Annotated in this window: 5 protein-coding genes and 2 pseudogenes; 1 reads left to right on the top strand and 6 read right to left on the bottom strand. The window is 62.5% G+C overall.

The window, feature by feature from the left end; translation table 11 throughout:
- A pseudogene (locus EN808_RS37790) lies at positions 1–105 on the top strand (IS110 family transposase); the annotation flags it as partial.
- 57 nt (positions 106–162) lie between these two features.
- Here EN808_RS37790 and minE read toward each other — a convergent pair.
- The 6 genes and pseudogenes from minE to EN808_RS36355 form a co-directional block, all read right to left on the bottom strand.
- Positions 163–435, bottom strand: a complete 273-nt coding sequence (minE, locus tag EN808_RS17780; protein WP_023774842.1) for a cell division topological specificity factor MinE — start codon at positions 433–435, stop codon at positions 163–165.
- Positions 432–1,247 (bottom strand): septum site-determining protein MinD, encoded by an 816-nt coding sequence (gene minD, locus EN808_RS17775; RefSeq protein WP_127870298.1) that lies wholly within the window; start codon positions 1,245–1,247, stop codon positions 432–434. Before minD ends, minE begins: the two co-directional genes overlap by 4 nt.
- 170 nt (positions 1,248–1,417) lie before the next feature.
- Positions 1,418–2,260 carry a septum site-determining protein MinC gene (gene minC, locus EN808_RS17770; RefSeq protein ID WP_127280144.1) on the bottom strand — a complete coding sequence of 281 codons (843 nt, stop codon included), beginning with the start codon at positions 2,258–2,260 and terminating at the stop codon, positions 1,418–1,420.
- Positions 2,261–2,421: 161 nt separating this feature from the next.
- The gene (locus EN808_RS17765; protein ID WP_135866026.1) at positions 2,422–4,476 is read right to left on the bottom strand and encodes a response regulator; all 2,055 of its coding nucleotides are present in this window, start codon (positions 4,474–4,476) and stop codon (positions 2,422–2,424) included.
- A gap of 3 nt (positions 4,477–4,479) precedes the next feature.
- Positions 4,480–10,218: pseudogene (locus tag EN808_RS17760) on the bottom strand (HAMP domain-containing protein).
- The gene (locus tag EN808_RS36355; RefSeq protein WP_210235453.1) at positions 10,101–10,385 is read right to left on the bottom strand and encodes a hypothetical protein; all 285 of its coding nucleotides are present in this window, start codon (positions 10,383–10,385) and stop codon (positions 10,101–10,103) included. The pseudogene EN808_RS17760 and the gene EN808_RS36355 overlap by 118 nt, the downstream one beginning before the upstream one ends.
- Positions 10,386–10,387 lie beyond the last annotated feature (2 nt).

Below are 10,387 nucleotides of genomic sequence, written 5' to 3'. Positions count from 1 at the left end.
GGAAAGCCCAAAATGCTCATCCGCATCGCACTCGCCAGAAAACTTCTCGTCATCCTCAACGCAAAAGCACGCGACGCGAGAAGCGAATTCGCAAATGCAACTTGACACCCCAGATAGTCGCTCTCCCCACTCACGTGGGGGCGAGGAACCAGTCGTGCTAACTCACCCCGCCATGGCCAGCGGCACGGCGCTCTTGTTGGGGATCTGGATGTCGATTTCCAGCGTCGACATGGTCTCGCCGCGGTCCATCGAGACCTGGAGGTAGTCCTGGTCGATCTGCACATGCTTGGCGATCACAGCCATGATCTCCTCGCGCAGGATGGAGACGAGATCGGGCTGGCCACGGCTGCGGCGCTCATAGGCGAGCAGCACCTGCAGCCGCTCGCGCGCCACCGGCGCGCTGGTGCGCCGCTTGAAGAGGTCGAGGATGCTCATGCGGCCCTCCTTCCGAGCAGACGGTCGAGGAAACCCTTGCGTTCGAAGGGCACCACCACCGGCAAATCTTCGCCTTCCAGCCGCCTTGCCGCTTCGAGATAGGCCTTGGCGGCGTTGTTGAGCGGTTCCGACAGCGTCACCGGCGAACCGAGGTTGGAAGCCCTCAGCACGTCCTGGCTTTCCGGGATGATGCCGAGCAGCGGCACCGAGAGGATTTCCAGCACGTCGTCGATCGACAGCATTTCGCCGCGCGCGGCGCGCGCCGCGTCATAGCGGGTGACCAGCACGTGCTTGGCGATCTGCTCGCCCTGTTCGGCGCGCATGGTGCGGGCGTCGAGCAGGCCGATGATGCGGTCGGAATCGCGCACCGACGACACTTCCGGATTGGTGACGATGACCGCCTCGTCGGCAAAGCGCATGGCGAGCTGCGCGCCGCGCTCGATGCCGGCCGGGCTGTCGCAGAAGACATAGTCGAAGACCGAGCGCAGCTTGTCGATCACCTCGCCGACGCCGTCTTCCGTCAGCGCGTCCTTGTCGCGCGTCTGCGAGGCCGGCAGCAGGAACAGCGTGTCGACGCGCTTGTCGCGGATCAGCGCCTGCGACAGCTTGGCCGTGCCCTGGATGACGTTGACGAGGTCGAACACGACGCGCCGCTCGGCGCCCATGATCAGGTCGAGGTTGCGCAGGCCGACGTCGAAATCGACCAGCGCCACCTTCTTGCCGGTCTTGGCGACCGCGGCACCCAGCGCGGCCGTCGAGGTGGTCTTGCCGACGCCCCCCTTGCCCGATGTGACGACCACTACCTTGCCCATGGAAAAAGCCTCCGTTGCCTGTTGTCGTTTGTTGCGCCGTGCGCCGCACGGCTGTTGTCAGAGCCTGCCATCATGCCATCCGAAACCGGTCCGAAGCTTGCGCGCGGCGATGGTGCCTCGGCGTCTGTCCGGGCCGGAAGCGTGAAGCCGGGCGCCAGCATCCCTCGGCCCTAGTTCAGCGGCACGACGGCGAGCATGTCGCCTTCGAGAAAGGCCTGCACCGCCTTGCCGCGCGAGACGCCTTCCATCTCTTCCGCCGTCGTGTACCAGCCATCGACCGAGATCAGCTCCGCCTCGTTCCTGCGGCAGAAGATGCGCGCCGACCGGTTGCCTTGCGAGCCGGCGATGGCGCGGCCGCGCAGCGTGCCATAGACATGGATCGAGCCCGCCGCGATGATCTCCGAGCCGGACGCCACCGAGCCCAGCACGATGACATCGCCATGCGGATGGAAGATCGACTGGCCCGAGCGGATCGGCGACTTGACCATCAGCGTGCCGGCCTGGACCGCGTCAGTCGCGCCGGCTTCCGCCGCCTTGACCGCCTTGCCCTTGCCGGCCTCGGCTTTAATTTCGGCGGCCTTGCCCTCGCCGGGCTTGCCGGCGTCCTTGCCGCGATCCGAAAACACCGTTTCCAGCTTGCCGGCCTCATCAGCCGCCTCCGCTTTGCCCTTGCGGCCGGGAAGCAGGCCGTCCGAAGTCGCCTCCTTGGCGCCGGAGAGCAGCGGCGGCAGGTCGAGCCCGAGCGAAGCCCCTTCGAGCTCGATCGCATAGACCCGGATGCCGCGCGCGCCGAGCGACGCCACCAGCAGCGCGATGTCGGCGACCTCGGGCTTCAGCACATTGAGATCGAGCACCACCGGCCGCCCGGCAAAATAGCCCGGCGAATTGCCGATCCAGTGATCCAGCCCCTCCAGCCAAGCCCCGATCGGCGCCTCCGGGGTGAGCGTGAACGCCACGAACGAACGGGCGCGGAAGCGAATGGATTTTGTTTCGACGGGGGCGGCAAAGGTCACGGCCAGCGAATCCTTACTGAGAGGTAAACGCTAGGGGGCTAATGGTTAACGAATGGTTAACGGGCGTGCGCAACTCGGCAGCTGGTGCGAGAAATTGGAAGGTGGCTAGGCGCCCTGCGGAGACGGCCGACGACAGGTGCGGCTGCCGGGGAAGCAAAATATCAGCGGCGACGCGAAGCCGATCGAATGGCTGCAACCAGATGGGCATCTTCGAAAGGTTTGCTTATCAACGCCACGTCGGGAGGGCGATCCGAGATCTTCTCGGCATCGGCGTAGCCCGTGACGATGAGCGCTGGCCAATCCGCGCGCAGGCTGCGGGCGAAGCGGATGACGTCGATGCCCGAAATGAGCGGCATGGCGAAGTCGGTTACGATGACGTCGAAGCGCTCCGGTTCCCTTTCGATGGCGGCCAGTGCCTGGGCGCCGCCGGAAAACGCCGTCACGTCGAAACCTGATTGCCGCAGCGACATCGCCGTCAACTCCCGCAGGGACTGACTGTCATCGACGAGCAGAACAGTCGGCAACTGTTCCTCGGCCGTCGCCGGGAGACCCGCGCCGGAATTCGTGACGCTACCGGATTCGAAAACAGGCTCATCCTTGGCGGCGTCTTGCGTCCCGCGTGAGCGGGGCAACCAAAGCTCCATGGTGGTGCCGTGGCCAACTTCGCTGTCTATCCTGAGCGTGCCACCAGACTGCTTGGCGAAACCATAGACAGTGCTGAGGCCAAGGCCCGTGCCCTTGCCGATCGGTTTTGTCGTGAAGAACGGCTCGATCACTTTGCTGATCAGATCCGCGGCGATACCTGTCCCGGTGTCCTCGACCGCAAGCCTGACATAGTCGCCCGCGCCAAGCCCCTGGCCGGTGTGGCCGATGCTGCGATTGTCGGCCCTGACGGAGATTGTCCCTCCCGAAGGCATCGCGTCGCGGGCATTGAAGACCAGGTTCATCAAGGCAAGCTCGAGCTGTGCCGGATCCGCATGCACCGGCCATATGTCGTCACCAACGTGCCAGTCGAAGCGCACCAAACCGCCCAGGATCGGCGCCACCAGGCCGGTCATCGTGTCTCCCAGGCTCGACATGCGCACGGCAACCGGCTTCAATTCCTGGCGCCTTGAAAAGGCGAGCATGCGCTGGATGAGATCCTTGCCCTGGGAAGCGGAGCGGCGCGTCATGTCGAGAACCTGGGCCGCCTTGCCGTCGAGCGTCACTTGCCTTTCGAGCAGGCTCAGCCCGGAGAGGATCGCCGCAAGCAGGTTGTTGAAATCGTGGGCAAGTCCGCCGGTCAGCTTGCCAATTGCATCGAGCCGCTGCGATTGCAGCAATTGGCCTTCCAGATGGCGCTGCTCGGTAATGTCCTGCATGGTGCCCAGCAGTTCGAGCCCGGCGCCATTCCTGGCGACCACACCTTGGTCGAAGAATATACGGTATTCCTCATTGGCGCACCGCCAGCGGAACTCGCAAGCATAAGAGCCTGTCTCGTGGGCAGCCGAAAGCGATCTTGTCACCGCGTCCCGATCAGCGGGATGGACCCGGCCGATGCCGAAATCGGGATCCGCGATGAAACGGTCCGGAGAAAATCCCGTTAACCGCTCGACCCCTTTGGAAACATAGCTCGCGGCGTATGGCGCCTGCGCCGCGCGAGCGTGAAAGCAAATCGGCAGCGAAGCGAGGATCGTCTCCTGCCGGGCCTCGGAATGCCGCAGCGCCCGCTCGGCATCGAGTTTGTCGGACGTCGCCTTCAGCGCCCGTTCAAGCAGCAGCTGCTCCCGAGCCGCATTCCGTTCGATTTCTCTCGTCTTTTCATAGAGATCGACGAAAACCATGACCTTGGACCGCAGCATCACCGGGTCGAATGGCTTGAACAGGTAATCCACCGCGCCGGCATCATAGCCGCGCAACATATGCGCTTCTTCCTTGTTGATGGCGGTCAGGAAGATGATCGGTGTGTTGTTCGAACGCTCGCGCCTCCGGATCAGCGAAGCGGTTTCGTAACCGTCGAGACCGGGCATCAGCACATCCAGCAGAATGACGGCGAAGTCTTCCTTGAGCAGAAAGCGCAGCGCTTCTTCGCCCGACTTGGCGCAAATCACTTGCCCCACTCCGTCAAGGACCTCCTCTATGGCAAGGAGATTTCGCTCGTCGTCGTCGACAGCGAGAACGCGAACCGGCAGCGACTTTTCGAATAGTTCGCTGTTATCTGCTTCCATCGCGGCCATGGGCTAAATCTGCCGAGGCGCAATCAGATTGCGGTCACCATCGTCTATCCGGGATGTCCCTGCGCGCGAGCGCGAGCGGCCGACCCAAACCCGCAGCAGGGCCAGGAGCAGGTCGAGATCGACGGGCTTGGCGATGTAGTCGGACGCGCCGGCGTCCAGACATTTCTGGCGATCTCCTTTCATCGCTTTGGCTGTGACGGAAATCAGGGGAATGTGCGCGATCTTCGGCTGTGAGCGGATCCTGCGCATCGTCTCGTACCCATCCATCTCGGGCATCATGATATCGATCAGGGCGACATCGACGTCCGGCGCCTCTTCAAGCATGGCTATGCCGTCCCGCCCCCGCTCGGCATGCTGGACCTCGATACCGTAGGTCTCCAGCACGCTGGTCAGCGAATAGATGTTGCGAATGTCATCGTCGACGATGAGAACCCTGGCCCCAGCCAGATCGGCGTTGTCGAGTTGCTCGGACGCAGAGATCTCCTTGTCGGCCCTGTCGCCTGGAAGAGCCGCGGACATCAACAAGCCAAGCTGGGCAAAGTTGTCGGCACGCGGAACGTCGCTGAGGGGCGGATGCAAGGCGACCTGCTGCTGAAAGGCATCTGGATGGGGCGTGAAGAACAGCAGGCGCGGTACAGAATCGCCGAACTGAGACATGATCTCGTCGAGCATCTGGGCGTTGTCCTTGGCCGAACGGCCAAACCCGAACACCACGGCGTCATAGCCGGCAATACCGTTCCCGTCCGCGTTAGCCGCAACCCGGCCGATGGCGGTGACCGACGTGACGCCATCGCGAATGGCTTCGACCAGCGCCAGACGACGCTCGGAATCTGGATCGGCGACCAGCACCTTGCGCTGTATCCTGAGCGTCCTCGACTGAATGTCGTCGAAGACACGCGTAAGCTCGCCAGCGGACACCGGCTTGCTGGAAACGCTTGCGGCGCCACGGCGCGTGAGAAGCTCGATGTCCTCGGCCCCGGAGATAACGTGGATAGGTATGTTCCTGGTCTTCGGATCATGCCGTAAAAGGTCGAAAAGGACCCAGCCATCAATGTCCGAAAGGCCGAGATCGAGGGTGATCGCATCGGGCATGAGCTTGCGTGTAAGAGCCAGCGTTCCCGAGCCCGCCGTGGAAAGCACGCCTTTCAACCCCGCCGATCGCGCAAGACCAAGCAGCAGCCCGCCAAAAGTGGGGTCGTCCTCCACGATCAGCACCACCCTGTCCGACGGGTCGATCGAATCACGATCGTCGGCGAGTTCTGGCGTTCCCGCCGTGCTGGTAGCCGCAACGGACCCGGCAGCCGGCGAAAGCTCGATCTGCGGTGCAAGACTGCTGCTGCGGGGACCATCGAAGGGAATGACAAGCGTGAAGGTCGATCCCGTTCCAGGCTGGCTTTCGACACGCAACTCGCCGCCGAGGAGGCGGGCGATTTCCCGGCTGATCGAGAGGCCGAGGCCGGTGCCGCCATATTTGCGGCTGGTGGTCCCGTCGGCCTGTTGAAACGCCTCGAAGATCAGCTTTTGCTTGTCCTCCGGAATGCCGATGCCCGTGTCGGTGACGGCAATTGCCAGCGCCTTGGGTAGCGCTGTCGAGCCGTTCCCACGGCCGGTCCGCTCGGCATGGATGCTGAGCGTCACGTCGCCTTGGGACGTAAACTTGAACGCGTTGGACAAGAGATTGAGGACGATCTGCTGGAGCCGTTTTTCGTCCGTACGGATCGTTTCGGGCAGAGTCTGATCGATGTTGATCGTAAACCGCAGCCCCTTGTCGGCGGCCAGTTGCCGGAAGGTTCGCTCCATATGCTGACGCAGATGGGCGAGCGGCATGTCGTTGAGCTCGATCGAAACCGTGCCGGACTCGATTTTCGAAAGATCCAGTATGTCATTGATGAGGCTGAGCAAATCCGTGCCCGCCGAGTTGATCGTCCGCGCGAACTCGATCTGCTTGTCGTTCAGGTTGCCCTGCTGGTTGGTGGCGAGCAGGTTGGACAGGATCAACAGCGAATTCAGCGGGGTCCTCAGTTCGTGGCTCATATTCGCCAGGAATTCGGACTTGTACTTGGACGTCAGCGCCAGCTGTTCCGCCTTCTCCTCGAGTGCCCGTCTGGCCATTTCGATCTCGAGATTCTTGTTCTCGACCTGTTTTTTCTCATTTTCGAGGAGCTGCGCCTTCTCCTGCAATTCCTCGTTGGTGGCGTGAAGCTCTTCCTGTTTCTTGGTGAGCTCGGTCTGGCGCGACTGCAGTTCGGACGTCAAAAGCTGCGACTGCTTGAGAAGCCCTTCCGTGCGCATGGTCGCGGCGATCGTGTTGAGCACAATACCGACCGACTCCATCAATTGCTCGAGGAACAGGCGATGCGTGTCGCTGAAGCGGCTGAACGAAGCGAGCTCGATAACCGCCTTGACCTCTTCCTCGAACAATGCCGGCAGGACGATAGCGCTGGCCGGCGGTGCTTCGCCAAGGCCCGAGGTGATGCGCAGGAAGCTCGAAGGAACATCGTCGAGCATGATCGCCCGTTTGTCGGCTGCGCTTTGACCGATCAGACCTTCCCGGAAGTCCACACGCTGGCGGATCGCGGCTTTGCCTTCGGCGGCGTATGACGCGGCCAGTTCCAGATAGGATTCTTCCTCGTCGCGATTGGTCACGTAGAAAAGGCCGTACTGCGCGTTCACCAGCGGCGCGAGCTCCGAGATGATCATGCGCGACACCGTGGCCAGATCGCGCTCGCCCTGCAGCATGCGCGAGAACCGCGCGAGGTTGGTTTTCAGCCAATCCTGCTCGGCATTCTTGAGCGTCTGATCCTTCAGGTTGCGGATCATCTCGTTGATGTTGTCCTTGAGCGCCGCGACCTCCCCGGAAGCCTGGACGCTGATGGAACGGGTAAGATCACCCTTGGTGACCGCGGTCGAAACCTCGGCGATGGCCCGCACCTGGGTGGTCAGGTTCGCTGCCAGCTGATTGACGTTGTCGGTCAGGTCGCGCCACAGACCGGCGGCGCCCGGCACCCTGGCCTGGCCGCCGAGCTTGCCCTCGATACCGACCTCGCGTGCGACGTTGGTCACCTGATCGGCGAAGGTCGCAAGCGTTTCGATCATGCCGTTGATGGTGTCCGCCAGGGACGCGATCTCGCCCTTGGCATCCACGGCGAGTTTGCGCTTGAGATTTCCTTGTGCCACTGCGGTCACGACATCAGCGATGCCACGCACCTGGTTGGTCAGGTTGGTCGCCATGAGGTTGACGTTGTCGGTCAGGTCCTTCCATGTGCCGGCCACGCCCTCGACCTGTGCCTGGCCGCCGAGCTTGCCCTCGGTGCCGACCTCGCGCGCCACACGCGTCACCTCGCCGGCAAAGGAGTTGAGCTGGTCGACCATGGTGTTGATGGTGGACTTCAGCTCCAGGATCTCGCCCTTGACGTCGACGGTGATCTTCTTCGACAGATCGCCTCGCGCCACCGCGGTCGTCACATCGGCGATGTTGCGGACCTGGCCGGTAAGATTCTCGGCCATCGAATTGACGTTGTCGGTCAGGTCTTTCTAGGTGCCTGCGACACCGCGCACCTGTGCCTGGCCGCCAAGCTTCCCCTCGGTACCGACTTCGCGCGCGACACGCGTCACTTCCGAGGCGAACGAGTTGAGCTGATCCACCATCGTGTTGATGGTGTCCTTGAGTTCGAGAATTTCGCCGCGAACGTCGACCGTGATCTTCTTCGACAGGTCGCCCAGCGCAACGGCGGTCGTCACTTCCGCGATGTTGCGGACCTGGCCCGTCAGGTTGGCGGCCATGGCGTTGACATTGTCCGTCAGGTCCTTCCACGTGCCGGCGCCACCGCGTACCTGTGCCTGGCCGCCAAGCTTGCCGTCCGACCCCACTTCGCGGGCGACGCGCGTCACCTCGGATGCGAAGGAGTTCAGCTGGTCCACCATCGTGTTGATGACATCCTTGATCTGCAGAATCTCTCCCAATGCATCGACGGTGATTTTCTGGGTGAGATCGCCGGTGGCGATCGCGGTCGCGACCTTGGAGACATCGCGCAACTGCACGGTCAGGTTGCCGGCCATGGCATTGACGTTGTCGGTCAGGTCCTTCCAGGTGCCGCCGACCCCCTCGACATGGGCCTGACCGCCGAGTTTTCCCTCGGAGCCCACTTCGCGGGCGACGCGCGTGACTTCGGAGGCGAATGAGTTGAGCTGGTCCACCATCGTGTTGACGGTGTTCTTGAGCTCCAGGATTTCGCCCTTCACGTCGACTGTGATCTTCTTGGAAAGATCCCCGCGCGCAACGGCCGTGGTCACATCGGCAATGTTGCGCACTTGCCCGGTGAGATTGGCCGCCATCAGATTGACGTTGTCGGTCAGGTCCTTCCAGGTGCCTCCGACCCCTCGCACTTCTGCCTGGCCGCCCAGCTTTCCCTCGGTGCCGACTTCGCGCGCGACACGCGTCACCTCCGAGGCGAAGGAATTCAGCTGATCCACCATCGTGTTGATGGTGTTCTTGAGTTCCAGGATCTCGCCCTTCACGTCGACCGTGATCTTCTTCGACAGATCACCCAGAGCCACCGCGGTGGTCACTTCGGCGATGTTGCGCACCTGGCCGGTCAGGTTGGCCGCCATTGAATTGACGTTGTCGGTCAAATCTTTCCAGGTTCCGGCGACACCCCGCACCTGCGCCTGGCCGCCGAGCTTTCCCTCCGTCCCGACCTCGCGCGCAACGCGCGTCACCTCGCCGGCAAACGAGTTGAGCTGGTCGACCATCGTATTGATGGTGGACTTCAGCTCCAGAATCTCGCCCTTCACGTCGACGGTGATCTTCTTCGACAGGTCGCCGAGCGCCACCGCGGTCGTCACATCGGCGATATTGCGGACCTGGCCGGTCAAGTTGGCGGCCATCAGGTTCACGCTGTCCGTCAGGTCCTTCCAGGTGCCACCCACGCCCTCGACGCGGGCTTGGCCGCCGAGTTTCCCCTCGGTGCCGACTTCGCGCGCGACGCGCGTCACCTCGCCGGCAAACGAGTTGAGCTGGTCGACCATGGTGTTGATGGTCGACTTCAGCTCCAGGATCTCGCCCTTCACGTCGACGGTGATCTTCTTTGACAAGTCACCCGACGCGACGGCCGTAGTCACCTCCGCGATGTTGCGCACCTGGCTCGTCAGATTGGTCGCCATCGCGTTCACATTGTCGGTCAGATCCTTCCAGGTGCCTGCCACACCCTTGACCCGCGCCTGTCCACCAAGTTTGCCCTCGGTGCCGACCTCGCGCGCCACTCGTGTCACCTCCGAAGTGAACGAGGCGAGTTGCTCAACCATTGTGTTGACGATTTTGCCGATCCGCAGGAATTCGCCGCGCAGCGGCCTCCCGTCGATCTCCACCATCATGGTCTGGGACAGATCGCCCTTGGCAACGGCGCCGATGACCCGGGCAACCTCGGCGGTCGGCTGCACCATGTCCTCGATCAGGTCGTTGACCGACCGAACACTGGATTCCCAGCTGCCTTTGGCGTTCCTGACATGGCCGCGCTCGCTTATGCGCCCATCTTTGCCGACCACCCGGCTGAGCCGCGCAAATTCACGCGTCACCTGGTCATTGAGTTCGACAATTTGGTTGAACGTATCTGCGATTTCGCCACTCAGCCCGTCATAGACGTTTTCGATGCGGACGGAAAAATCTCCGTTTCGAAATGCCTTGAGAGCGCTGAGTATTTGCCGAGAATCCAGATGTTCCTTTGGTAACCGAGATACGCCCAAAAACCCCTCCCCACGCGGACCCCATGGCCAGACCAAGCCGAAAGCCCAAACGCGCGGAAGCTTGTTTTGTTCCACATGAGTTTTGCGCCGCTTGGTGGCGGCGCAACGCTTTGGCCATAGCGCTTCTTGTCCACCGCTAATTGCAGCAACGAGACCGAGGCACGCATCA

This window comes from Mesorhizobium sp. M8A.F.Ca.ET.165.01.1.1, assembly GCF_004792065.1.
Classification (GTDB): Bacteria; Pseudomonadota; Alphaproteobacteria; order Rhizobiales; family Rhizobiaceae; genus Mesorhizobium.
Note: the sequence above shows the minus strand (reverse complement) of the source record. Positions and strands in the feature narration are given on the sequence as shown.